The following is a 24,650-nucleotide window of genomic DNA, read 5'->3' on the forward strand; positions in this document are numbered from 1 at the left end:
GGTCCTCGGTTTGATCCACCGGTCGCCAGAAGTTTTGAAAGCATCTCGTGATTACGGTCTTGTTCAAGTGCGTTTCGACAGCCGGGACACCGGGCCGCTTGCCGAGCAACGAAAGCCGTCCCGTTCAAAGGAAATCTGTGGAGCTGTCCCGAATAGTGACTGTAGCGATGCGCGAACGTAACGCGTCCCATAACCTTGGCGCGTTGGCGCCTGCACAGATGGGCCACCTGCCTCTCGCCAATCCAGTGACAGGACCGGGTCTTCATCGGAACTCAGCTCCCAATTCACATTTACTGCTCCATCTGGATGGAACAGTGCACCGTACTTGATCGCATTGGTCGTAAGCTCATGGAGACACAAAGCGATTGTCGTGCCGGCCTCTCGGCTGACGACAATGTCCGGGCCGCTGACGGAAATGCGGCTGACGCTGCCCCGATTGTAAGGCGACACGGTCAGTTCTACCACAGCAGATAGCTCGACCTCCTCACCGCCAGCTTCGAAAACGGCACTGTGGACATTGGAAAGCGCCTGTAATCGAGCTGAGAATTCCGTTGCCAAATCATCAACCGTCGTCGCGCCTCGCTTCGTCATCTGGAAAATCGACGTCACGCTTGCGAGGATATTCTTGACCCGGTGATTAAGCTCGAGCCGCAGCTCTTTCTCTCTGTCGAGCGAATCCCGCACCTGTCGCTGACGTAGCCGGACGATCAGGTTTGACTGGATCGCATTCACAAGCTCCAACGCCGCAATCGGACGGATATGGAAAAGCAAACGGGAGCCCGGCCAGGACGATTGCAGCTGCGTTCGGATCCGGGCGATCGGGGCGGCACGTTCCAACAGCACGATCACGGGCACTTCCGACCAGTCGGGCTGTTTTGCCAAATGATCGGCAATCATCCCGACGACATCCGGTGTGAGCGACTCGTGCGTGATAACGATAATGCCGGGTCCTCGACCGAGGTGGCTTTCCAAATCGTCACCGGCCTTGGCAGCCAACACGTCGACCTTCTGTTCGCCCAAGAAAGCTGCAATGTAGTCGGCGTCCTTGCGAAAGGGGGCAAGGACCAGCACCCAGTCCAGCTCGCTTTCGGCTGGCGGCGCTCTCATTTCGCGTCGGGAAGCGGATTATAGGCGACAACGCTGACGCTTCCGCTTTCGATCAGTAGCTCGCGGACGTTGAGGTCATGCGGGCCGTGCCGCTTTTTTACGACCGTGATGTTGCGCCGCAGGCGTCCTTCGTGCTCCATGATCCGCAACAGCAGAACAGTGTCTCCGAGGAAGCTGACATCGACATCGATGCCGACATTCTGACCCAGCAGTCCGTGTTGCGCGACGATGAGCATGGTCAGCACACCGGATCTGGCAAGATATTTCAGGAGCGACTGGATATCGCGCACGGCCTTATCCCGATGCGGCAAAGAGTTCAGATATCCGGTCAGGCTGTCGATCACGACGACCCGGGACTTGCTCTGTGTCACCGCGTCTTGAACGATTTGCCCGAATTCGCCTGGCGAAATCTCATTCGGATTGAAATCCCGCAAGATCAGTTTGCCGTCCTTGTGGAACTGACGCAGCTCCATACCCAGACCTTCGGAGCGACGGAAGAACGTTTCAAGACGTTCTTCAAACAGGAACAGGGCGACGTTTTCGCCGCGTTCGAGAGCTGCCGTCGCGTAAAGAGACGACATCGTCGATTTGCCGGTCCCCGATTGTCCGATAACCAGCGTGGTTGTTCCAGCCTCCTGCCCACCACCGAACATTTCATCGAGTTCGGCGACGCCAGACTTGATCATGTGGGGTTTGGCGGTTTCTGAGGCCGTGCTAGGCGTGATCCGAGGAAATACGACAACGCCCGCTCCCTCACGGATGGCCATGTCATGATATCCGTCGGCGACGGGGACGCCGCGCATCTTCGAGATTTCGACGCGTCGGCGTACGCCGCCGTATTCCTCCAGGGACTTGTCAAAACGGATGACGCCGTGGGCTAGCCCTTCGACTTCCTCGCCGCTGCGATCTCCTCCAGCCGTCTGGGTGTCCAGCAGCAATGCCACAACGTTTTGTTTAGCGAGGAACGACTTGAAACCGATAAGTTCGCGACGGAAGCGAGGCGAGTCACCGGTGATGAGACGGATCTCCAACAGAGAATCGTAGACCAGACGGCGTGGCTTATGTTCCTCGATGGCGGCTTCGATCGCCTTTCGGGTCTGGTCCAGACGAAGATCCGAGGTCACGAAAATGCTTTGATCGTCGGCCTCGTTCACTGTGCCCGAGGTCGAAAGCTCTTCGACGCGGATGCCATCCAGCGTCCAGTCATGAGAGGTGGCGATTGCCTCGAGCTCCGCCGCTGTCTGTGACAGGGTGACATAGATGCAGCTTTCCCCCGCATCTGCGCCAGCCCGCAGGAACTGAAGCGCAGCTGTGGTTTTGCCGGATCCTGGAGCCCCTTGAAGCATATAGAGATTTGACGAGGGCAAACCGCCGCGGAGGATCTCGTCCAGACCTGCGATGCCGGTGCTGACGATGGCTGGGCTCTTACGTTTGGGCATAACTTTTCCGCTCCAATGCTCCGCGAATGATCGAAAGACCATGGCGCGCATCGCCGGTTTAGAGATGCAATGCTGTTATATTTGTCTTTCCCGAAAGTTCAATCGCGGTCAAGTTGCCGTCTGCGTGGATACGTGGAACTGGCGCAACCCTATGCCGCCGGGAAGAAAATGATTGTGAAGACTGGACTGGACTTGCCCTACCACGCGCCTATGTCTTGCCCGCTGCCATATAATGGGAACGTCATGACTGTTGTGCCTTCCGAGCCTTACCAGGACATTTTCGTTGGCGATGGGGAGATGGCGCATCTGATGCGTCGGCACGACTGGTCTAAAACCAGCCTTGGCCCTCCAGAAGCTTGGCCTGACGCGTTAAGGGTGGCATTGCGTCTTCTGCTGACATCGCGGTTCGAAATGTGGCTCGGTTGGGGGCCGGATATCAGTTTCTTCTACAATGACGCTTACCGTCCGACCCTGGGCAAGAAGCACCCAAATGCCCTTGCCGTGCCAACCATGGTCGTCTGGGCGGAGATCTGGGACGATGTCAAGGATCGTCTCGCTACGGTTTACGAGACCGGAGAAGCGACTTGGGACCGAGCCCTCCTGCTGCTGCTCGAACGCGACGGTTATCCTGAGGAAACATACCACACCTTTTCCTACAGTCCGCTTATCGGCGATACTGGTAATGTCGAGGGCGTTTTTTGTGCCGTGTCTGAAGAAACCGAGAGGGTTATCAGTGAGCGGCGCATGGGCACGCTGCGAAAGCTCGCATCAGCCCTCGCGACATCCGATAGCAAGCAGCAAGTCTACGAGGCCTCGCAAAGCACGCTCAGTGATAATCCTCAGGATTTGCCTTTCAGCCTGCTTTACCTGTTCGATGAGGATGGGTCTGCCAAGCGAACATGGGCGAATGGCATAGCCGAAGATCACAACCTTGCCGCTGCAGTCGTAGGTTTGAATAATGCGGCAGATGGTGTGATCTGGGACCTCGATGCTGCCCGACACAGCCAAGCACCGACGATTATCGATATCAGCGACATGGGCCAAGTTCCCTGCGGCGCCTGGAATCTTGCGCCTTCGCAGGCCGCGGTTGTGCCGCTTGTCGGTCAGGGCGGTGACAGACCAATCGGCGTATTGATTGTCGCGCTCAATCCCCATCGGCCTGCGAGCGATGAATATATCGATTTTCTAAAACTGCTATCTGGCCAGATCGCTTCAAGCCTTGCGAGCGCGGATGCGTTCGAAACCGAGCGGCAGCGTGGCGCTGCTTTGGCGGAGGCGGCCGAAATGCGCGAGGCGGCTGCGGTTGCACTTGAGCAACTGAACCGGCAACTCACGACGGAGGTCGAACAGCGCACTGCCGAACGCGATCGTATGCGGGAGCTGTTTCAGCAATCGCCCAGTTTCATGTGCATTCTTCGCGGCCCGTATCACGTGTTTGAACTGGCGAACGACGCCTACATGCAACTTGTCGGCCATCGTGATCTGCTGGAAATGCGCGTGCGGGACGCTCTCCCTGAACTTTCAGGGCAAGGTTTCTTCGAGCTGCTCGATCAGGTGTATCGTTCGGGCGAGGCCTTCATAGGTCGTAGCCTTCCCGTGTCGTTGCAGCGAACTGCTGGAGAGCAGCCAGAAGAACGGTTCGTCAACCTGATCTATCAGCCGATTTTGGACGCAACTGCAAACGTTTCCGGCATCTTCGTCGATGGCTTCGACGTTACTGACCAGAAGCGCGCAGAAGAGCAACTTCAGACGCTCAATCACACCCTCGAACAGCGGGTCGATCAACGAACCGGCGAACTGAGAACCGCGTTGCTGCAGTTGGAACGGGAGTCGACCGAGCGTGAAGCGGCACTACTTGCCTTGCGGCAGGCCCAGAAGATGGAAGCGCTCGGAAAATTGACGGGCGGCGTGGCCCACGACTTCAACAACCTGCTTCAAGTCGTCAGTGGCAATCTACAGCTCCTGACGAAGGATATTGCCGGCAATACACGGGCTGAAACCCGTATTCAGAACGCGCTGGCCGGCGTTTCGCGTGGCTCCAAACTCGCCTCGCAGTTGTTGGCATTCGGCCGAAGACAGCCACTTGAACCGAAAGTGGTCAACGTCCGCAAGCTCATCCAGAATATGGACGATATGCTGCGCCGTGCTCTTGGCGAGGAAATCGAGCTGGAGACCGTGGTATCCGGCGGACTGTGGAACACTCTGATCGACCCTGGCCAGCTCGAAAACGCCATCCTTAATCTCGCGATCAATGCAAGGGACGCAATGGAGGGCAGCGGGAGGCTGACAATCGAAACCGTGAACTCGGTGCTTGACGATGAATACGCGCGTTCGCACGAGGACGTCCGCCCTGGCCAGTACGTAATGGTGGCGGTGACGGATACCGGCTCGGGCATACCGCCGGAGATCATCGAACACGTCCTCGAGCCGTTTTTCAGTACCAAAAGTGAAGGCAAGGGAAGCGGCCTCGGCCTGTCCATGGTCTACGGCTTCCTTAAGCAGTCTGGTGGACACCTCAAAATCTACAGTGAGGTCGGCCATGGCACGACGATGAAGATCTACATGCCGAAAACCGTGCAGGCCGAGGATAGTCTGACGGGACCCGAGAGCACCCCGGTAAAAGGTGGGACGGAGACGGTCCTCGTCGTGGAAGACGACGACGCTGTTCGCGAAAACTCGGTCGCCTTGCTCACCGATCTCGGCTATCAGGTATTGAAGGCTCGGGACGCTCAATCAGCGTTTACGATCATCGAAAGCGGCGCGCATGTCGATCTTCTCTTCACGGACGTCGTCATGCCAGGGCCGATGCGAAGCACTGAGCTGGCGAAAAGAGCCAAGGCCCTTTATCCGGCAATAGCCGTCTTGTTCACATCAGGCTACACCGAAAACTCGATCGTTCATGGTGGCCGGCTTGATGCGGGTGTCGAGTTGCTTTCCAAGCCTTACACGTGCGAGGCACTTGCCCGTAAGGTTCGCCACGTGCTGGCAAATGCCGCTCAAGCCAAAATGGCGGCCGAGCGTCTCGCAGTGCAGGACAAACCAGAAGCAAAAGATGCAGCCGCGCCCTTAAGGATCCTTGTTGTTGAAGATGAGCCCCTCATCCTTATGGCGACAGTCGACATGCTCAGCGAACTTGGCCATTTCCCTCTGGAAGCCGGGTCAGCCGAAGAGGCCATGTGCATCATGCAGAAAGAATCCGTGGATGTTCTTCTAACGGATGTTGGTCTACCGGGCATGTCGGGTTCGGATCTCGCCAGGCAAGTCAGGGAACGATGGCCGCAGGTTTGTATCATCTTCGCGAGTGGCAATGACACCGGTCGGTTGGCGTCGGGAGTAGAAGATGCGTTGCAGCTCTCGAAGCCGTTCACGACAGAGGATTTGGCAGCGGCAGTAGCGCAAGCGAAAGACTCTATCTGATTTCGCCGCATCAAACTTTTAGCTACTTGAATGCGGCTGCTATGCGGTTCGCTGCGCCCAGTGACTTGGCATTTAATTCGAGATTCCAGCTTCGTTTTTGGCAGGGAATGTGAGATTGCCGAGGGGGAGAAGATAATCGCCTTGATGGGTATCGAACCGTCGACCCGCATATTGTGCAGCAACACTTACAACGTACCGTTGTAGCTACTCGGGAACAACGCTGAAATTTTCACGATAGTTAGGCAGCACTTCCTTCGCAATCGTTCACAATATCAGAGTTTTCCAGGTGGGTAAAAACATGCAGTGCGACATCGGACTATTATGAACTGGCCGATCGGCTTCCAAATTTGCTGATTTCGACACATAGATGGTGCTGCCATAGACAGCATCTCTAATCAAAGCTGAACATCAGCGTTTGTGTCTGCCGACCAGCTTTTCCATCATCGTCATCTCTTCGGCCGACAGATCTTGCAACGGTGCCCGTACCGGACGGGCGTCGAAGCCCTGCAGGCGAACACCGGCTTAAACCGCAGATACTGCAGACCCCTTCGATCGATTGCAGATCGCCATGAACGGGTAGAAGAATTCGTTCAGAATAACCGCGCATTTGCCTCGTTCACCGGCCCGCAGTGCCCGGTAAAAATCAATTGCGAGGGCCGGCAGGAAATTGAAGACGGCGGACGAATAGGTGCTGAAGCCGGCTCCGAGATAGGCTTCAGCAAAGAGTTCCGCCGTCAGCATGCCACCGAGATATGTCAGGCGATCACCCATCTTTGCGGTGAACTGGCGCACGAGGCCGATATCGCCCGTGCCATAGCCAGCGAGATTTTTGCATTTGTCGCAAAGACGAGCAAGCGTATCGGCCTGCAAGACCGAGTTATCGCGGTTATAGACCATGCCGCCCATGCCCGTTGCCTGGCAGACAGTGGGCCGACCGTCTTGGTGTCCCGGAACGGCTTCAGATAGATCGTATCGGGATTGGGCGTGAGCGTCTGGTTCTTCCAGTCGAACAGGCCACCCCAGTAGACGATCTGGTTAAAATGGCGCGATTACGGCTGCAGCGACGGTGACTAGCAGGACCTTTCGCATGCGTGCGAACCTCTTTACTTGCCGATGGGAAACTGAAAGTTCATGCTGGCGAAAATTTGCCACTTTGGCGCGCCGGGACCGTCGTGCCAGACGGTGTATTGCGGCTCGATGAAGGCGTTCAAAGTGATGCCCTTTTCAAGCTGGAAGACTTTGCCGATGCCAGCGCCGACCGGGACGTAGGACGAACCGCTCTCAAGGTTGAAATTCCAGGTGGCGGAAGAGCGCAGGTACCAGCCTTCAGAGAGGTTGATGTTGAGGATCGGCTGAAAGGTGAACAGGTTCACGTCCTCGCGAAAGTCTGATCCTGCAAACGAGGTCTGATAGGTCACCAGCCCGCCGAGCAGTCCCCAGTCCTGCGGAGCAACCACGATGCCAGCCCCGCCGACCTGCCACTTCCCGCTGCCGAGTGAATCGTCCGTCGCGGTTGGAAGGACAATGAGAGGTCCAGCGCCAAACGTGACGTCGCCTTTCTTCGGAAGAATGAAAATGTCCATCAGCGTTAGATCGCCCAGGCCCGTCACGTAACCTGACGGGGTGTCCGGCGACGTCGCGATGGGAAGTGTGAACCGCAGAAGCTGTGGAAGCCCGAACATGTCCGACGGCACCAGCCCGCGTAGCAGGAACTGGTTGGCGTGCGGGTCGCCCGGCGTGTCGATGAACGACGGTATGTAGTAGTCCTGCAGGTTTATCGTGATTTTTGGCGTAAGCGGGTTGTTCGCTTCGTTGACGGATTCGTGGACCTCTTGGCCGAGGGCAGGCGAAAGAGTACCTATTGCCACAGCGACTGAAGCCAATAATACCTGGCGCATCTTTCACCTCCAATATCTTGGGGCGAAGTCCAGCACGAAAGACGGGCAACCGACACATTGTTACTGTTACAGCGGGACGCCATTCGGCGATGTAACAGTAACATTCTCGCATTTTGTGCGCGGCCATGGACGAATGAATGGAGACCAGAATTAAGTACCCGACGAAGGAGTGCCCCAAACCATGGGCTCGTCCAGAGATACCGCTCATCGCGGTCTGCTGAAACTAATGCTGCGGTTGCCACGGCGACGCGGCGACCTTCAACATCTCTGGTCGCACGATGACACCTTCCCAGCCTTATGCGAGGCGTATGACGACGCGACCACCACTCTGGAGCGACTCGTCTTGAACCCCCGTCCCCAAGAAACAGGCTTGCAGGAAGAATATCGGGGACTATGCCGCGACCTCGAAGATGACGTCGAGCGACATTGTCGTCACAAAGCGACACGATCCCAATCTGAGCCACCCGGCCACAAGCGTTAGCTATTGAGACAGACTATCATATTTACCAATTGCTACTTTAGGTGAAGTCGAGCATATTCGCGCTAGCTCACGTACGGACATCACGAGGTGGCGACATGGTTGCGAAGGGCGTAGGGGAAACGGATGCCGTACCGGATGAAGTGGCGAGAATGGAGGCCGAAAGGCTGCTTGCCGACCCCCGCCTTCACGTTTCCGATCGACATAAACTGTTTCTCAGGTATATCATCGATGCACTGTTCGAGGGCCGCAGCGACTCGGTGAAGGCATACTCGATCGCGATCGACGTCTTCAACAGACCCCCGACGTTTGACCCGTCTTCTGATCCCATCGTCCGAATAGAAGCAACACGTCTTCGCGAAGCCCTTGCAAAGTATTACGAACTGCTTGGCGAAGAGGAAGGTGTTCGACTTGACATCGCGCGGGGGCGATACATTCCTATCTTCAGTCCACGCTCTCACAAGCCCTGCCTCGAAGAGATATGCTCCGAGGACGAAGTTCTTCCTCCTGAAACCAGACCAGTGCCAAACCTTGGTCGGGCACTCCCGATAAAAGGCACTCTGGTCGCGATTTTCGCTGTGACGGTAGCCGTTGGCGGCAGTTATGCGGCGTACCGTCAACTTACTGTTTCTCGTGCCGACACGGACAGGCCAGTCGTCGAACTGAACTTGACGGGGTCACCCGCTGGCTGGGAACCTGACATGCTGGCCGAAAACCTGTCCTCATCGATGACCCGTTTCGGAACGGTGCGGCTGAGGGACACGCCGAAGACACGCGGGGCCACTACTTCCGTCGGCCAGTCCTCCTATGTCGTAACCGTCAGATATACCGAGGATGCGAACGGCGCTTCCCTCCGCTCGCGCGTTTCTGATCCGGCGACCGGAGAGACGATCTGGACGAGCGAGGATCGCAGGAATACCTCCGACAAACCGAGGGAGCTGGCTCTCGAAGAGCTTGTATATGCGGTTTCTCGCAAGATCGCAGGCCCCGTGGGTATCGTGAACGTCTCGGAGTTACGGCAAAATCTTCCGATATCGACCACAGGGAATATTTGCGTCCTCAGGGGAGAAACTGCGGTCGAGCAACGCAGTCGTGGCGGCCTGAAGGCCGTTCGTCCGTGCCTTGAAGCGACCATCGCGGCCGACCCCGGCGATGCGGATGCAATGGCCACGCTCGCGCGGGTCTATCTCTGGACAGGACGCGCCGACGGAGACCCAAGCTTCTTCGCCCGCGGCCTGGAGCTCGCCAATCGCGCAACAACCTCCGCGCCTTCGTCCCCGCGGGCAGCGCTTGCTCAACTGGCGACCCAGTACCAGGTCGGCCAGAACGATACCTCGATCGCCGCGGGACGCCGCGGGCTCGTCCTCAACCCCGAGAACGCCGACCTCCGCGCCAAGCTTGCCATGGCCGTCTTCCTGAGCGGTTACTGGGAAGAAGGCGTGCGTCTCGCGCGCGAAGCCGTCGATCTCGCAGGCGAGAGCATCCGTGACGCGAGCTTCGTTATGATCTTGGATGCTTATCGCAATGGCCAGTACGCCGAGGCCGCATCTCTAGCGCGCCAGATTCCTGCCGCAGATACTCCGACAGCGATACTGAAGCTCGCAGCCGTCGCCCGGCTGGGCGACAAGACGGCGACGAGCAAGGAAATCGCGACCGCCCGCATGCAGCATCCGGACCTGGATAAGGTCGTGTCGGCGATGCTCACGGGAACCAGATATAATTCCGATCTGGAAGATGCATTACGCCAGGGCATCGAAGCGTCGGGGCTGACGTCGCCCGAATTCGCCGCGAACGGGCCATTGTAACTGTAACATCCTTGCTTCTAGGCGCGGAATGAACTTCCCTTTCCCGGGTCCGCGGTGACGGACTGACGAAGTCGAAGGGCCATCTCATGCGCATCCAGCCTACCTTCCTCGTAAACGCCGTTGTTGCTTCTTTCGGTACACTGCTGGCATTGACCATGGGCACCACTGCGGTCAATGCCGCGGAAGGCGGCGCAGGCTTCTACCTCCTGGGATCGAAAGGGCCTGCCGCTGCGATCACCCCGCCGCCGGGCGTCTTCTTCTCCAATGATATCTATATCTATTCGGGCGAGCTGGGAGGTGGAAGAGCGCTCCCTTCGGGCGGGCGTCTGGCCGTCGGCGTGGACGGGGCCGCGGCGATCGACGTGCCTACCGTTCTCTGGGTACTTCCGGAAGACATCATGGGGGGACATCTTGGGCTGACTGCGACGTTGCCAATCGGATGGAAGAACACGGATGCCGACGTGACCCTCGCAGGTCCTCGAGGCGGAACCGCTTCAGGTTCGATCTCCGACCCGGTATTCACGGTAGGCGATCCCGTCGTCGGCGCACTGCTTGGATGGGAGGAAGGCAACTTCCACTGGCAGACCAGCCTGCTGGTCAATGTCCCGATCGGAGACTACCAAGAGGGCGAGATTTCAAACATCGCGTTCCATCACTGGGGTGCAGACGTTTCGGCGGGCCTGACCTGGCTCGACCCGGCAATCGGTCTCGACCTTTCGGCCGTTGTCGGCATGACGTTCAACGCCGAAAACCCGGCGACAGACTATCGGACTGGCAACGAATTCCATTTCGAATGGGCGGCTGTCCAGCATTTCAACGAGCAGTTCGACGCGGGTCTGGTTGGCTACTACTATGACCAAGTCACGGGAGACAGCGGCGCGGGTGCGACAAGCGACTTCAAAGGCCGGGTGGCCGCGATCGGCGCGACGATCGGATGGAACTTCAAAGCGGGCGAGCTGCCGATTTCGGCGCGTGTAAAGTATTTCCACGAGTTTGCCGCCGAGAACCGCGCAGAGGGAGACGCTGTCTACCTAAGCATATCAATGCCGCTTTCGATAACGAAGCCAACGAACATCGCGGCGAAGTAGGTGCCCGGCGTGAACCGCCAGAACTCATCTTGCGTTGCGTTGATTCTCTGCCTTGCGCTGTCTGGCTGCGGCCATCCGGTCGGCGTGATGCAGCCCGTCCCATTGGCCCCCTCTGCCAAGTCGGCGATCCAGATCGACATGCTTGTCGCCACCACGCGGCAGCCGTCCGGAGACAGCGCCACGCTTTTCAATGGTGAACGCAGTCCCAAACCTTCCATGACCGACGTAGCCGTGTCGATCCCTCTAAGAAGGGAGCCGGGTACCGTTCAGTGGCCAAAGCGCCTGCCTGCCGATCCGGCGACAGACTTCACCGTTACCAGGGTAAAGCAGATCGATACGGTGGCGGACGGTAGGGCTTGGTTCCGGCAGCATCTTGAGGGCGGGCACGCCCTGGTATTTGTGCACGGCTTCAATAACAGATACGAGGACAGCGTCTTCCGTCTCGCTCAGATTGTCCACGACAGCGGCATGCAGGCCACGCCTATTCTGTTCACGTGGCCGTCGAGGGCGGAGCTCACGGGCTACGAATACGACAAGGAAAGCACAAACTATTCGAGGACCGCGCTAGAGCAATCGCTCCGGGTATTGGCAGCCGATCCGGCTGTAAAGGACATTACAATCCTTGCCCATTCAATGGGTACTTGGCTTGCGATGGAATCGTTGCGCCAGATGGGCATTCGCGACGGCCATGTTAATTCGAAGATCGACAACGTCATTCTCGCCTCCCCTGATATCGACATCCAGGTCTTCGCCAAACAGTTCGCGGAAATGGGCGACCCCAAACCAAAATTCACGATTTTCGTATCGCAAGACGACCGGGCATTGGCGGCTTCCAGCTTCATCACGGGAAACGTGTCGCGTCTGGGCGCAATCGATCCGTCCGCGGAGCCTTATCGCTCACGTCTGGAAAAGGCGGGTATCACCGCCGTCGACCTAACCAAGGTGAAAACCGAAGACAGTCTGCATCATGGAAAGTTCGCGGAGAGCCCTCAGATCGTTCAGCTCATCGGCCAGCGGCTGATGACGGGTCAAACGCTGACTGACAGCAACGTCTCTCTCGGCCAGGGCATCACAGCCGTTGTCGGCGGAACGGCCCGCACTGTCGGTAGCTTCGCCGGTGCGGCTGTTACCGCACCACTCCTGATCGTCCAGCCGCCTTCAAGAAATGCGCTTCCAGCAGGAAGCGATGTGGAAGCAGACCTGAAGGCCACTCACCAGTCGCCTCTTTCGGCCAAATGATCGGGAAACGGGCCATTGTTACCCTCAAGTTACGTAGCCTGTAACTGTAACAAGCTTACCGCCTCCCCCTGCTTGACGCACTATCGCGGCGGATATCCGACCGAGTACCGGATGCACCCGGAAGCAGAAAGGAATCGTATAATGAGTAAGCCTGTCTCTCGGAGACTTCTCGCCGCGACGGCCGCGGTCGTTATGACCCTGACCTCGGCCTCTATCGCCTCCCCCGCCCTTGCACAACAAGCTGCTCCTGCCCCCGCGACGGGAACCACGCCGCCCGCCGCGGCAAACAATGCTCGACCCAATATCCTTGTCATCTTCGGCGACGACATCGGGCAGACGAACGTCAGCGCCTATTCGATGGGCGTGGTCGGGTACAAGACGCCGAACATCGACCGTATCGCCAAAGAAGGGATGATGTTCACCGACTATTACGCCGAGAACTCCTGCACGGCGGGTCGATCGACGTTCATCACCGGACAGGCATGCCTGCGCACCGGGCTCTGCAAGGTCGGAGCGCCCGGCGCGCCCGTCGGCCTGCAGGCTGGAGACATGACAATCGCGCAAGCCCTCAAACCGTTGGGTTACGCCACGGCCCAGTTCGGCAAGAACCATCTCGGCGACCGCGACGAGTATCTTCCCACGCGGCACGGATTCGACGAATTCTTCGGCAACCTCTATCACCTGAATGCAGAGGAAGAACCCGAAGCACCTTATTGGCCGAAGGATGACACGGAGTTCCTGAAGGCCTACGATCCGCGCGGGGTCATTAAAGCGACAGCCGACGGCAAGGTCGAGGATACCGGGCCACTCACCACAAAGCGGATGGAAACGATCGACGACGACACCACGTCGGCGGCCATCGATTTCATGAGCAGACAGGTCAAGGCCGAAAAGCCGTTCTTCACCTGGATGAACGCGACGCGGATGCACATATTCACCCACGTCCGCGAGAGCATGCGTGGCCAGAGCGGCATGCCCGGCAACGAGTACGGGGACGGTATGGTCGAGCACGACGGCCATGTCGGAAAGCTGCTCAAGGCTCTTGATGATCTCGGCATCGCCGACAATACGATTGTCGTATACACGACCGATAACGGGCCAAACCAGTTCTCTTGGCCTGATGCGGCAACGACCCCCTTCCGCAGCGAGAAGAACACAAACTGGGAAGGTGCCTTCCGCGTGCCTGCCCTCGTAAGATGGCCAGGCCGTATCCAGCCCGGTCAGGTCTCGAATCAGATGTTCTCCGGTCTCGACTGGTTCCCGACCCTCGTGGCAGCGGCGGGCGACCCTGACGTAAAGAGCCGTCTGCTGACAGGCTGGACACCGGAAGGGAGTACGACCAGCTTCCGCAACCATCTCGACGGCTACAACCAGCTCGACTACATCACGGGCAAAACAGAAACGAGCGCCCGCAAAGACTTCTACTACTTCGACGATGACGGTGATCTGGTGGCGACCCGTTACGATGACTGGAAGGTCGTCTTCAAGGAGCAGCCTGCGCCTGGGGGCTTCCAGGTATGGCAGACCCCGTTCACCACGTGGCGGATACCCAAGCTGTTTAACCTGCGTATGGACCCATACGAGAGGGCCGACACAGTCTCCGACCAGTATAATGACTGGCTGGTTCGCAACGATTACCTGCTTGTAAAAGGACAGCTACAGGGGGCGGCGTTCCTGGAAACCTTCGTAAAATATCCGCCGAGCCAGCGTGTGGCGAGCTTCAACATCGAAGGCGTTCGCGCCCAGGTGGACAAGGCGATCGACCAGTCGTTCAAGGATCGCGGCATCGAGAAGTAGCATCATAGGACGCGTCGTGTCGGCGCGCCCTTCTCATCCACTTGCGAGAGAACGCTATGGCTCCGCGCGACGACATTCTCGAACTTGGCAAGCGTATCGGCCAGTCCATCATCGGTCAGGATCAGATGGTCGAGCGGCTTCTGCTGGGGCTGCTTGCAAACGGTCATCTACTGGTAGAGGGCCTCCCAGGCCTCGCGAAGACACGGGCGATCAAGAGCCTAGCGAAAAATCTCGAAGCGGAACTCTCGCGGATACAGTTCACGCCCGACCTTCTGCCTGCCGACATCACCGGTTCCGAAATCTACTTCTCCGACGGAAGCAAAGGCGAGTTCAAATTCCAGCAGGGGCCAATCTTCGCCAACCTGATCCTCGCCGACGAGATCAACCGCGCTCCAGCGAAGGTGCAGTCGGCCTTGCTGGAGGCCATGGAAGAACATCAAGTGACGGTGGGCGGTAAGAGCTATCCCCTGCCCGACCTGTTCATGGTGATGGCGACGCAGAACCCGATCGAGCAGGAAGGCACCTATCCACTTCCAGAAGCGCAACTCGACCGTTTTCTGATGCATGTCGAAGTCGGCTATCCGGACGAGGCTTCGGAGGCTGCCATCATGCGTCTCAACCGGGACGAAGAGAACGAGGCTCATGGCGGTCCGAAGACAAATCCGCCGCAGAAGCTCGATCCAAAAGCCGTGTTCGACGCGAGAAGGGAGATCGGAACTGTCACGGTCTCGGACCCGGTCGAGAAATACATGGTCGCCCTGGTCTTCGCAACGCGCTATCCGGAACGCTACGACAAGGACCTGGCCAATCTCCTGCAGGTCGGTGTGAGCCCGCGCGGGGTCATCGGTCTCGACAAGGTTTCACGGGCTTATGCCTGGCTCAAAGGCCGTGACTACGTCACGCCGGATGATGTGAAGGCGATTGTCCACGGGGTCTTCCGCCACAGGCTGATCCTGTCCTACGAGGCGCATGCGTCGAGCACCACGCCGGACCAGGTCATCGACCGGATCGTGAAACTGGTGGCCGTGTCATGAGCGGCGGTGTCTACGTCTCGACCGAAGGCCTGGTGAAGCTGGAGACGCAAGCACGCGACCTGAGTTTCGTGCAGAAGGCACGCAGCCACCAGCAGCTTGCGGGACGCATGAATTCGACGATGCGGGGCCGTGGACTGACCTTCGAGGAATTGCGTAACTACCTTCCAGGCGACGACATCCGGTCGATCGACTGGCGCGTCACAGCGCGGACGACGCGCCCTGTCGTAAGGGTCTATTCCGAGGAAAAGGAGCGCCCTGCCCTGATCGTCGTCGACCAGCGCATCAACATGTTCTTCGGCAGTCGCCGCGCGATGAAATCGGTAACGGCGGCGGAAGCGGCCATGCTGTGTGCCTGGCGGATACTGGGTTCGGGCGACAGGGTCGGCGGCTTTGTCCTCGGCGATACGGATACGGAGGAATTGAAGCCACACCGTAGTCGCAACGCAGTCATTGCCTTTGCAGACCGGATCGCCACAAAAAACAATGAACTGAGAGCCAACGCCGGCGCGTCACGGGAGACCAGCCAGTTAGACGCAGTTCTGGAAACCGTCGCCACCCTTGCGCATCATGACCACCTCATTCTCTTGATCTCTGACCTCGATGGCCATACGCCACGCACGCGCGACCTCCTGCTGAGGCTGTCCTCCCGAAACGACGTGATCTGTCTCCTCGTCTACGATCCCTTTCTGCTCGCCCTGCCGAGCTCGGGCCACATTGTCGTGAGCGGCGGCGGACCTCAGGCGGAACTGGCATTGAAGACAGCGAGTACCCGCTCATCGATCGACGCCTTCGCCCGCAGCCGCGGTCGGGAATTGCTCGCGTGGCAAAACGAACTCGGACTACCGATGCTGCCGATCTCGGCTGCGGAAGAGACCGCGCCGCAACTTCGTCGCCTGCTGGAACAGTCCGCCTGGCGACAACGGAGGCGCTGATGGAACCCTCGGGTCCAAACCCTGCATTGCGGATGGCGCTTCAATCGCTACACGACATCGTTTTGCCTCCGCCTGTTTCGTGGTGGCCGCAGACATGGGGCTGGCTACTGGTCGCCGCATTGGTTGTCGGGACATGCCTCGTCGCGGCATTGAGATGGGCCAGACGATACCGAGCGAATGCCTATAGACTTGAGGCGCTGTCGATGCTGGGACCTATCCAGCATCTTCTCAGCCAGCCGGCGACCCGTCGCGAAGGCGTGCGCCAAGTCGGAGAACTCTTGAAGCGGACCGCGCTCGCGGCATGGCCGCGTGTCGAGGTGGCCTCTTTGACGAACGACGACTGGGTCGGCTTCCTGAAAAAATACGGCGACACCGATACCCATGCGGTCGAATGGCTCCTGAACGACTTCGAGTACCACAGCGCTGATTGTATCGCACATTTGCCATCGCGAGTTGGCGATGATGTCATCGTTGCCACGCGGTCATGGATCGAGCGACACGATGTATCAGCTTGATCATCCATGGCTGCTTCTCACGTTGCTTGCACCGCTCCTGGTCTGGTGGCTGCTTCCACCCCACAGGGAAAGCTCGGCATCGATACGTCTCCCATTCTTTGCGCAAGTGACGAAAGCAGCCGGAGTTCGTCCGACCGACGGTGCCGTTATTGCGCGCCGGACATGGCCGCAGGTGGTTTGCGAGGCACTTGCCTGGTGCTTCATCGTTCTTGCGTTGTCCCGCCCCCAGTTCATCCAACCTCCGATCGATAAGGTTCAGCCACAGCGTGACATCCTACTCGCGCTGGACCTCTCACAGTCGATGGATACAAGGGACTTCCCGTCTGCCGACGGGCTCACGATTGCTCGTGACGAGGCGGTCCGGCAGGTCGTTACTGACTTCATACGAAAGCGCTCCGGCGACAGGATCGGCCTCGTCGCCTTCGGGGACGCTCCTTACCCGCTTTCGCCCTTCACCATGGATCACGTACTGGTCGAGACCATGATCACGGATTCATTGCCGGGAATGGCTGGACCGAGAACGTCACTCGGTGATGCGCTCGGGCTGGCCATCAAGATGTTCGACCAGACCACTGTTCCAGAAAAGGTGCTGGTCGTGCTGACCGACGGCAATGACACGGCCAGCCGGATGCCTCCATTGAAGGCCGCCGACATTGCAAAATCAAAAGGCGTGACCATACATGCCGTCGGTATCGGAAACCCGACGGCAACCGGGGAGGATAAGCTGGATACGGTCACGCTTCAGAAGATCGCCGCGACCACGGACGGCAGATATTTTTTCGGGGGCGACCAGGCCCAACTCGCGGCGATCTACGAGGAGCTCGACAGGATCACGCCGGAGGACCAGAAGGTTCTGTCGTGGCGACCACGGGTCGATCTGTTCCACGTTCCGCTGCTGGCTGCGACTGCGGTTCTGGGCGGATACTACGCGATCGCGGGCGCGGCAGTTCTGATGCGGCGGAGGACGCAGTCATGATCTCAGATTTCCACTTTATCAGACCGTGGTTCCTCGTCCTGCTGCTTTTGCCTTCCTCGATTGTGTTGCTGGCGAACCGTTCCCACGATATCCGCGCCCGGTGGAAAGGCTTCATCGCACCACACCTGCTCGACAGTCTGATCGTAGAAGGTGCCGGAAATTCCAGGGTTAAACCGACATCCCTGCTGGCGCTGATGCTAGCGGTCGCTATCATCGGAGCGTCGGGCCCTACCTGGAGGCGAGAGCAGCCGCCCTTCGTCGCAGATACGGCCACATTGGTGATCGCCGTCGACCTCTCGCAAACAATGGACGCGATCGACGTCACACCATCGCGCCTTGAGCGGGCGAAGCTGAAGATCAAGGACGTAATCGATGCCCGACAAGGCGCGCGAAATGCCATCGTTGCCTATGCCGGGACCGCCCATCTCGTCATCCCTCCGACGGAAGACGGGGCGCTCGTCGAAACCTATTCCGAGGCGCTGGCAACCCGCATCATGCCCAAGCCGGGAAAGGACACATCCGCGGCGATACGGCTCGCCGGCGACCTCCTCAAGAGGGAAGGCTCCGTCGGCACGATACTGATACTGACTGACGGCGTGGAGGCAGCGGCAGCAGAACAGCTGAAGTCAGGCCCGAATGGTATAGTCATCCTTGGAGTCGGCACGGCGGCGGGCGGCCCCGTGAAGAACACAGACGGTAATTTCGCGACAGCTGCCTCCGGGACACGGCTCTTCCCTAAACTGGACATTAAAGCGCTTCAGGCCATCGGGCGCGAAACTGGAGCGGATGTCGCGACAGTAACGGACGACGACACCGATATCCGCTGGATCGTCCAGCGCATCCGCTCGAACTTCGCTCAAAAGCAGACGACCGCCGATGACCGCTGGAGCGACTTGGGCTGGTGGCTTGTGATACCGCTCGTCGTTGCCATGGCGCTATCTTTCCGTCGTGGATGGGTCGCGAAAATCGGCATCGTGCTGATGGCAATACAGGTGTCGTTCCACCAGCCTGCCCATGCAAACGGACTGATGGACATGTGGCTCACTGGTGATCAGCAAGGGAGGCGCGCCTTCGAGCATAAAATGTTCAACGACGCAGCGGATCACTTTTCGGACCCAATGTGGAAAGGCGTGGCCTATTACCGAGCGGGCAAGTTCCAGGAAGCAGTAGACGCCTTCGCATCGGTGGACACTCCTGAGAGCTGGTACAATCAGGGAAATGCTCTTCTTCAGCTCGGCAAGTTCGAACAGGCGGTCGGATCGTACGAGAACGCTCTGAAGAAACGCGAGGACTGGGCGGACGCCAAAACCAATCTGGCCATCGCCAGCCAGCTTCTGAAAGCCCGGGCGCAAAAGCAGGAGGAACAGCCGGAACAGCCGAGCGAAGCCCCCGACAGCGTCCAGTTCGACGAAAAAGGCAAAAAGGGCAAGGAAGGCGTAATGAACATCGCCGAGCAGAGTTCCGAGATGTGGATGAAAAATATTGTCGCCAGTCCGACTGACCTGATGGCGCGCAAGTTTTCCATCGAGGCCGGGAGGGCCGCACGATGAGACTGTTCGTGCTTTTATTCAGTTTGTTGGCAGGCGGTTCGACGTTCGCGTCCGAGCCGTTTGGGCGGGCTTCGATTATGGAGGTAGAAAAGATCGTCCCCGGACAGCAGGTTCATGTCGTCGTGGAAGTTTTCGCGCCCGATTTCTTTACCTCGCCACCGCAGTTTCCGCTGTTCGATGCCCCGGATGCCTTGGTGACTCTCTCCAATGACATTGCCCAGAACATGGTGCAGAGGATGGACGGCGTTCAGTATGCAGGGATTCGCAAGAGCTATGTGGTCGTCCCGGAGAAGCCCGGGTCATTCGCCCTCCCGGAAATCGACATCGATCTCGGCTACTCGTCAAACGGAACTTCGGTCAAATCCACGGTGAAAGTCGGCCTTCCCTCATTCGAGGTGTCCGATAGTCCCGGTTCCAACGCATTACCCTTCGCGGCACGGAACCTGACCATTACGCAGTCCTTCGACCGAGATGCTTCCTCACTGACCGCTGGCGACGCACTCGTCAGAACCATCGTGATCTTTGCCGAGGACACGCAAGCCATGCTCATACCGTCCGTCGATTTCGCTGAAACAGTCGGCATCAAGCAATACGTGAAGCCGCCGGTCCTCGCCGAAGGTGTCGAGCGGCGCGGTATAGGGCGCAGCGTCCAAAGCGGAAGCACGCGGACGCAGACAGTGGTCTATACTACGACAGAAGTAGGACGCTTCTCCCTACCGAAAATCTCGTATCCTTGGTTCGATACCGAGAACGGCGCCGTAGCGCTGGCCAGTCTTCCGGCAGTCGATCTCGTGGTCGCCAGGGATACGTCGGCAAATGAAGACATAGCACCCACGTCCGAGGAAGACAGCGCGGTTTCCGAAAGGGTGACATGGCGGAAATGGGGGCCTGCGCTCCTGGTGCTCGCCCTCGGGCTAACTGCGTTTGTTTCGATCCGTCGAAACTCTCAGAGTATCCGCGCCTGGGCGAGGCGCATAAAGAACAAACGCCGGAATTCCCCGAAGCGGAGACTCAAACGCCTCCGCGCTACCATTGCCGATGGTGGAGAGTTCGCAATCTACCGAACTCTCCAGGACTGGAGTGTCGATCTGAGCTATCCGACGGTAGCCGCTTGGGTGGAAGCACAGCAAAACACGAGCCTCACCGAACAAGTCGCCATTCTCGAAAGACGGCTTTTTAGGTCTCAGGACGTGGAGCTGGATCGCAAAGCGTTGTCCCTGGCGATCGCCATTCCGAAGCGCCGGACCATCGTCACAAAAAGCGAGCTCCCGGAGCTCAATCCGACGACGCGGTCGTCATTGTTACCCCCGTTGTAACAGTAACATTCTTCCCTCGCAGAGCACGCTCGTTAAGCTCCGGCTTCCAAACGTCGGAGGCAAGGATGGCTTTGGCATTCGAGAACGCGAATGATGTCACAGGGGATGAAGGCGTGGTTTGGGTTCCCGGTCGCACCTTCAAGATGGGATCGGACGACCATTATCCGGAAGAGGCTCCTGCCCATCCCGTCAAGGTGGATGGTTTCTGGATATCGGAGACCCCCGTCACCAACAGGCAGTTCAAGGCCTTTGTGGAGGCAACGGGCCATGTGACCGTCGCGGAAAAGGCACCCGACCCTAAGGATTATCCGGGCGCGAAGCCCGAGATGCTAAAGCCGGGCTCGCTCGTCTTCACGCAGCCGAAAGCGGTGAACGGTCCGGACATCGGGCAATGGTGGGCGTTCAAGTTCGGCGCGACCTGGCGCAGGCCGCTCGGGGGCTTGAGCGACCTGCGCGGCAAACTCGACCATCCTGTCGTTCACGTCGCCTATACCGACGCGCTTGGATATGCCACCTGGGCAGGAATGAGCTTGCCCACGGAAGCCGAATGGGAGCTGGCGGCCCGCGGAGGCTGCGATGGCACAGAATTCTCCTGGGGCGACGAACTCACGCCGGGCGGGGTCGCAATGGCGAACACCTGGAGCGGGACGTTTCCGACCCACTCCACCAAACCGAAGGGGCATGAACGGACCTCACCCGTGCGAACCTTCCCGCCAAACGCGTTTGGCCTTTACGACATGATCGGCAACGTCTGGGAGTGGACGAGCGACTACTGGTCGACCCGCCATCTCGAAGCTGCAAAGCACTCGTGCTGCATCCCAAGCAATCCGCGCGGCGAACTGACCGAGGCGAGCTACGACCCGGGGCAGCCTGCGATCCGTATCGCCCGGCGCGTGCTCAAGGGCGGCTCGCATCTGTGCGCGCCGAACTATTGCCGCCGTTACCGCCCTGCCGCCCGTCATGCCGAGCCGGAAGACACGTCCACCAGCCATGTCGGTTTCCGCTGCGTGAAGCGGCCCATCGAAGAAGGAGAAGCGAAATGAGAAACCGGACGCTCGCCGAAGAGCCTCTTGTGGCAGCCGTCGCAGTGGCCCTAATCCTTTTACTCAGCGGCCTGCTACGCCCGGCGCTCGCTCAGGAGGTCCTTCCCTCATGGAACGACACCGCTGCTAAGAGCCGCATCGTCGAATTCGTCAAGGCGACCGTGACAGAAGGCGGAGACGGATACGTCGCGCCGTACGATCGTATCGCCGTCTTCGACAACGACGGAACGCTATGGTCCGAGCAGCCTATCTATTTCCAGTTCGGATTCATGATCGACCGCGTCAAGACGCTCGCCCCGCAGCATCCAGACTGGAAGACCAAGGAGCCGTACAAGTCAATCCTCGACGGCGATCCGATGGGTGCGCTTAAAAGCGGTGAAAAGGGCATCGTCGATCTGGCAATGACCACCCATGCCGGGATGACGACGGACCAGTTCTCGAAAATCGTCACTGACTGGTTCGCCACGGCAAAACATCCCAAGACTGGCAAGCCTTATGACGAGATGACTTTTGTGCCGATGCGCGAACTTCTCGATTATCTGCGCTCCAATGGCTTCAAGACCTACATCGTCTCCGGCGGCGGGGTCGAGTTCATGCGGCCGATGACCGAGAAGATGTACGGCATTCCTCCCGAGCAGGTCGTCGGCAGCACGATCCTGACGGAATATGCTATCGTTGGTGACGTGCCTGTTCTCAGGCGTCTACCGAAGATCGATTTCGTCGATGACGGCAAGGGCAAGCCTGCCGGCATCAACAAGTTTATCGGCAGAAGACCGATCTTCGTCGCGGGCAATTCCGACGGCGACTACGAGATGCTGCGCTGGGTTACCGCAGCCAAGGGACCCGGTTTTGCGATGATCGTCCACCACACCGACGATGCCCGCGAAGTCGCGTACGACCGCAAAAGCGCGATCGGCAAGCTCGACAAGGCGCTTGACGAAGCAGAGCGCAGGAACTGGCTTGTCGTTGACATGAAAGCGGACTGGAAAAGAGTTTTCGCGTTCGATAACTAGCCGGAAGGCCGCCGCCATGAAATGGATCGCTGCGCTTCTGTTTTTCCTATCGATGTCTGTCCACGTCCATGCGCAGGATGTTCCACGCCCTCAGAAGATCGACGACCTTGTCGGTCTTCTGCAGGACCCCGAAGTGCGCTCCTGGCTGGAAAAGGCACCTGCGGCTACCTCGCCGACCACTGTCCCGGCAAAGAACGGTCTGGCTGCCTGGGAAACCATGACGCGTGAGAGGCTCGACGGCATCGTTCGCGCGATCCCGAGAATACCTACTGAAGTTACGACGGTATCCAGTCGGATAAGGGCGCAAGCACTGTCCTATGGAGGGCTACCTGTCTTTGCGATTTTCGCGGGATTGGTTGCTGTCGGCTTGGTCGCAGAGAAGGTTTTCTCCCGATCGCACACAGGGAGCCGGGTGATTGACCGCCTGTTAGCGGTCGGCGTCTTCACCGCCACGATGGCTATCGTTTTCTTCGCGTTCGACTGGCCTCCTCTTCCGCGCATCGTGCTGATGGTGTCCGTGCTGGCGCTCGTGGCCTACCGGGCGATCTCGGTCCTCATCGATGCCGCAGGGATGCCGCCCCTATCGAGAAAACGCACAAAAATTTTCGTCGGCGGAATCGTCACTGGAACTGGACTGGCCGTTCTGGGAGAACCACTGTCGGTCGACCCGACCACGACGGCAGCCGTCTCGTTCTGCGTCTCGCTCGTCCTTCTGCTGATCGCTCTGGAGGGTGCGATGTCCCTTCCCGCACGCTCATTCCGGACACGCATTGCGATATGCCTCGCTATCCTGGTCGTTTGGGCGCTCTGGTGTCTCGGCCTGCGTGGTCTGTTCTGGCTGGCGGTCTTTGCAATGTCGCTTCCGTCCGTCCTGCGGTTCTTCGGTAAAACAGTCGCCGAACTCCTCCCTGGCGACACCGAAGAAACGAAGCGCGTTCTCCTGGTGCGGGGTAGCCGGGCGGCCGTGGTCATCATTGCCGCCGCGTGGCTGGCGACCGTCTGGCGGCTCGATCCGACCTCGCTCGTTCACAGCGACCCCCGTGTGGCTTCCCTTTCCTACGGACTTCTGAAAAGCGTCGTCATCATGCTTCTGGCGGACCTCGTATGGCATCTAGCCCGGTCGTGGATCGACCGGAAGCTTCTGGCATCGAACTCAGGTGCAAGTGCAGACGAGTTGGCCCGAAAAGGTCGGCTGCGGACATTGTTGCCGATCTTCCGCAACGTGCTGGCGGTGATGGTAGCGGTCATCGCGGGATTGGTCGTGCTCTCCGAACTCGGTATCGAAATCGGCCCCCTGATTGCGGGAGCTGGCGTGTTTGGGGTGGCGCTCGGCTTCGGTTCGCAGACCCTGGTCAAGGACGTCATCAGCGGCGTGTTCTACATGCTGGACGACGCGTTCAGGGTCGGCGAGTACATCCAGGCGAAAAGCTACAAAGGCACGGTCGAGGGGTTCAGCCTCCGATCAGTTCGTCTTCGCCACCACCGCGGACCTGTCTATACGGTTCCCTTCGGCGAACTCGGTGCCGTCGAAAACATGAGCCGCGACTGGGGGATCGTGAAGTTCCGCGTATCCGTCAGCTATGATGCAGACGTGGAGAAGGCTCGCAAGCTCACCAAGAAGATTGGGGCTGCGCTCGCGGAAGACCCAGAGTTTTCGCCGCTCTTCATCGAACCCCTGAAAATGAAGGGGGTCGAGGAGTTTGGCGACTACGGCATGGTCCTAAGCTTCGGAATGACGCTGCGTCCGAGCGGCCTGCAGTCGATGATCCGCCGACGTGCCAACCTGATGATCCGGGAAGCCTTCAAGGAGAACGGGATCGAGTTCGCCCAGCCGATGGTGCAAGTCGGCGCGGATGAAAAGCAGGTAGCAGCATCGGCTGCGACGCGTCTGCAGGAGGCAAAATCAGCTGCTGCGGCACCAGCCTGACGCGGCGATGGGCCGCCGTTACGTTACCGTAACTGTAACGGCCTTCCGAGCCGACCGAATAGCTCCTAGCGTCGAG

The 24,650-nt window shown here is 58.9% G+C and carries 17 protein-coding genes and 1 pseudogene; 14 read left to right on the plus strand and 4 right to left on the minus strand.

From position 1 onward, the window contains the following. Positions 1-63: 63 nt before the first annotated feature. Positions 64-1,107 carry a sensor histidine kinase gene (locus tag GAO09_RS08940; RefSeq protein ID WP_153353672.1) on the minus strand — a complete coding sequence of 348 codons (1,044 nt, stop codon included), beginning with the start codon at positions 1,105-1,107 and terminating at the stop codon, positions 64-66. Further along, positions 1,104-2,546 (minus strand): DUF7125 family protein, encoded by a 1,443-nt coding sequence (locus tag GAO09_RS08945; protein ID WP_153353673.1) that lies wholly within the window; start codon positions 2,544-2,546, stop codon positions 1,104-1,106. Before GAO09_RS08945 ends, GAO09_RS08940 begins: the two co-directional genes overlap by 4 nt. A 297-nt stretch (positions 2,547-2,843) precedes the next feature. Here GAO09_RS08945 and GAO09_RS08950 point away from each other — a divergent pair, with 297 nt between their 5' ends. Continuing rightward, positions 2,844-5,963, plus strand: coding sequence for a hybrid sensor histidine kinase/response regulator (locus GAO09_RS08950; RefSeq protein ID WP_153353719.1), 3,120 nt, complete (start codon positions 2,844-2,846; stop codon positions 5,961-5,963). Between the two features lie 408 nt (positions 5,964-6,371). Here the strand turns inward: GAO09_RS08950 and GAO09_RS08955 are convergent. Then, positions 6,372-6,887, minus strand: a pseudogene (locus GAO09_RS08955) (dihydrodipicolinate synthase family protein); the annotation flags it as partial. 179 nt (positions 6,888-7,066) lie between these two features. Continuing rightward, positions 7,067-7,861, minus strand: coding sequence for a hypothetical protein (locus tag GAO09_RS08960; protein ID WP_153353674.1), 795 nt, complete (start codon positions 7,859-7,861; stop codon positions 7,067-7,069). A 576-nt stretch (positions 7,862-8,437) separates the two neighbouring features. Here GAO09_RS08960 and GAO09_RS08965 point away from each other — a divergent pair. The 13 genes from GAO09_RS08965 (at position 8,438) to GAO09_RS09025 (ending at position 24,574) form a co-directional block, all read left to right on the plus strand. Next, positions 8,438-10,144 (plus strand): tetratricopeptide repeat protein, encoded by a 1,707-nt coding sequence (locus GAO09_RS08965; RefSeq protein ID WP_153353675.1) that lies wholly within the window; start codon positions 8,438-8,440, stop codon positions 10,142-10,144. 155 nt (positions 10,145-10,299) lie between these two features. After that, positions 10,300-11,232 carry a SphA family protein gene (locus GAO09_RS08970; RefSeq protein WP_235938011.1) on the plus strand — a complete coding sequence of 311 codons (933 nt, stop codon included), beginning with the start codon at positions 10,300-10,302 and terminating at the stop codon, positions 11,230-11,232. Positions 11,233-11,319: 87 nt separating this feature from the next. Then, positions 11,320-12,471 (plus strand): alpha/beta hydrolase, encoded by a 1,152-nt coding sequence (locus tag GAO09_RS08975; protein WP_153353720.1) that lies wholly within the window; start codon positions 11,320-11,322, stop codon positions 12,469-12,471. Positions 12,472-12,612: 141 nt separating this feature from the next. Then, entirely contained in the window at positions 12,613-14,268 is a 1,656-nt protein-coding gene (locus GAO09_RS08980; RefSeq protein ID WP_153353677.1) for an arylsulfatase, read from the plus strand. Between the two features lie 56 nt (positions 14,269-14,324). Further along, positions 14,325-15,302 (plus strand): AAA family ATPase, encoded by a 978-nt coding sequence (locus tag GAO09_RS08985; RefSeq protein WP_153353678.1) that lies wholly within the window; start codon positions 14,325-14,327, stop codon positions 15,300-15,302. Continuing rightward, positions 15,299-16,234: a DUF58 domain-containing protein gene (locus tag GAO09_RS08990; RefSeq protein WP_153353679.1), complete on the plus strand. Its 936-nt coding sequence runs from the start codon at positions 15,299-15,301 to the stop codon at positions 16,232-16,234. The genes GAO09_RS08985 and GAO09_RS08990 overlap by 4 nt, the downstream gene beginning before the upstream one ends. Continuing rightward, the gene (locus GAO09_RS08995) at positions 16,234-16,749 is read left to right on the plus strand and encodes a DUF4381 domain-containing protein (protein ID WP_153353680.1); all 516 of its coding nucleotides are present in this window, start codon (positions 16,234-16,236) and stop codon (positions 16,747-16,749) included. Before GAO09_RS08990 ends, GAO09_RS08995 begins: the two co-directional genes overlap by 1 nt. Then, positions 16,736-17,725, plus strand: a complete 990-nt coding sequence (locus tag GAO09_RS09000; protein WP_153353681.1) for a vWA domain-containing protein — start codon at positions 16,736-16,738, stop codon at positions 17,723-17,725. Before GAO09_RS08995 ends, GAO09_RS09000 begins: the two co-directional genes overlap by 14 nt. Then, positions 17,722-19,275, plus strand: coding sequence for a VWA domain-containing protein (locus tag GAO09_RS09005; RefSeq protein ID WP_153353721.1), 1,554 nt, complete (start codon positions 17,722-17,724; stop codon positions 19,273-19,275). The genes GAO09_RS09000 and GAO09_RS09005 overlap by 4 nt, the downstream gene beginning before the upstream one ends. Continuing rightward, positions 19,272-20,591, plus strand: coding sequence for a BatD family protein (locus GAO09_RS09010; protein WP_153353682.1), 1,320 nt, complete (start codon positions 19,272-19,274; stop codon positions 20,589-20,591). The genes GAO09_RS09005 and GAO09_RS09010 overlap by 4 nt, the downstream gene beginning before the upstream one ends. 65 nt (positions 20,592-20,656) lie before the next feature. Further along, positions 20,657-21,634: a formylglycine-generating enzyme family protein gene (locus tag GAO09_RS09015; protein ID WP_153353683.1), complete on the plus strand. Its 978-nt coding sequence runs from the start codon at positions 20,657-20,659 to the stop codon at positions 21,632-21,634. Beyond that, positions 21,631-22,647, plus strand: a complete 1,017-nt coding sequence (locus GAO09_RS09020; RefSeq protein WP_153353684.1) for an HAD family hydrolase — start codon at positions 21,631-21,633, stop codon at positions 22,645-22,647. The genes GAO09_RS09015 and GAO09_RS09020 overlap by 4 nt, the downstream gene beginning before the upstream one ends. A gap of 16 nt (positions 22,648-22,663) precedes the next feature. Continuing rightward, complete coding sequence (locus GAO09_RS09025) at positions 22,664-24,574, plus strand: mechanosensitive ion channel family protein (RefSeq protein WP_153353685.1); 1,911 nt, start codon at positions 22,664-22,666, stop codon at positions 24,572-24,574. Positions 24,575-24,650: the final 76 nt, after the last annotated feature.

It is taken from the genome of Endobacterium cereale (assembly GCF_009617585.1).
Classification (GTDB): domain Bacteria; phylum Pseudomonadota; class Alphaproteobacteria; order Rhizobiales; family Rhizobiaceae; genus Neorhizobium; species Neorhizobium cereale.

Coding starts and splice junctions, on each gene's coding strand:
- GAO09_RS08940 (WP_153353672.1), bottom strand. CDS start 1,107: ATGAGAGCGCCGCCAGCCGAAAGCGAGCTGGACTGGGTGCTGGTCCTT.
- GAO09_RS08945 (WP_153353673.1), bottom strand. CDS start 2,546: ATGCCCAAACGTAAGAGCCCAGCCATCGTCAGCACCGGCATCGCAGGT.
- GAO09_RS08950 (WP_153353719.1), top strand. CDS start 2,844: ATGGCGCATCTGATGCGTCGGCACGACTGGTCTAAAACCAGCCTTGGC.
- GAO09_RS08960 (WP_153353674.1), bottom strand. CDS start 7,861: ATGCGCCAGGTATTATTGGCTTCAGTCGCTGTGGCAATAGGTACTCTT.
- GAO09_RS08965 (WP_153353675.1), top strand. CDS start 8,438: ATGGTTGCGAAGGGCGTAGGGGAAACGGATGCCGTACCGGATGAAGTG.
- GAO09_RS08970 (WP_235938011.1), top strand. CDS start 10,300: ATGGGCACCACTGCGGTCAATGCCGCGGAAGGCGGCGCAGGCTTCTAC.
- GAO09_RS08975 (WP_153353720.1), top strand. CDS start 11,320: ATGCAGCCCGTCCCATTGGCCCCCTCTGCCAAGTCGGCGATCCAGATC.
- GAO09_RS08980 (WP_153353677.1), top strand. CDS start 12,613: ATGAGTAAGCCTGTCTCTCGGAGACTTCTCGCCGCGACGGCCGCGGTC.
- GAO09_RS08985 (WP_153353678.1), top strand. CDS start 14,325: ATGGCTCCGCGCGACGACATTCTCGAACTTGGCAAGCGTATCGGCCAG.
- GAO09_RS08990 (WP_153353679.1), top strand. CDS start 15,299: ATGAGCGGCGGTGTCTACGTCTCGACCGAAGGCCTGGTGAAGCTGGAG.
- GAO09_RS08995 (WP_153353680.1), top strand. CDS start 16,234: ATGGAACCCTCGGGTCCAAACCCTGCATTGCGGATGGCGCTTCAATCG.
- GAO09_RS09000 (WP_153353681.1), top strand. CDS start 16,736: ATGTATCAGCTTGATCATCCATGGCTGCTTCTCACGTTGCTTGCACCG.
- GAO09_RS09005 (WP_153353721.1), top strand. CDS start 17,722: ATGATCTCAGATTTCCACTTTATCAGACCGTGGTTCCTCGTCCTGCTG.
- GAO09_RS09010 (WP_153353682.1), top strand. CDS start 19,272: ATGAGACTGTTCGTGCTTTTATTCAGTTTGTTGGCAGGCGGTTCGACG.
- GAO09_RS09015 (WP_153353683.1), top strand. CDS start 20,657: ATGGCTTTGGCATTCGAGAACGCGAATGATGTCACAGGGGATGAAGGC.
- GAO09_RS09020 (WP_153353684.1), top strand. CDS start 21,631: ATGAGAAACCGGACGCTCGCCGAAGAGCCTCTTGTGGCAGCCGTCGCA.
- GAO09_RS09025 (WP_153353685.1), top strand. CDS start 22,664: ATGAAATGGATCGCTGCGCTTCTGTTTTTCCTATCGATGTCTGTCCAC.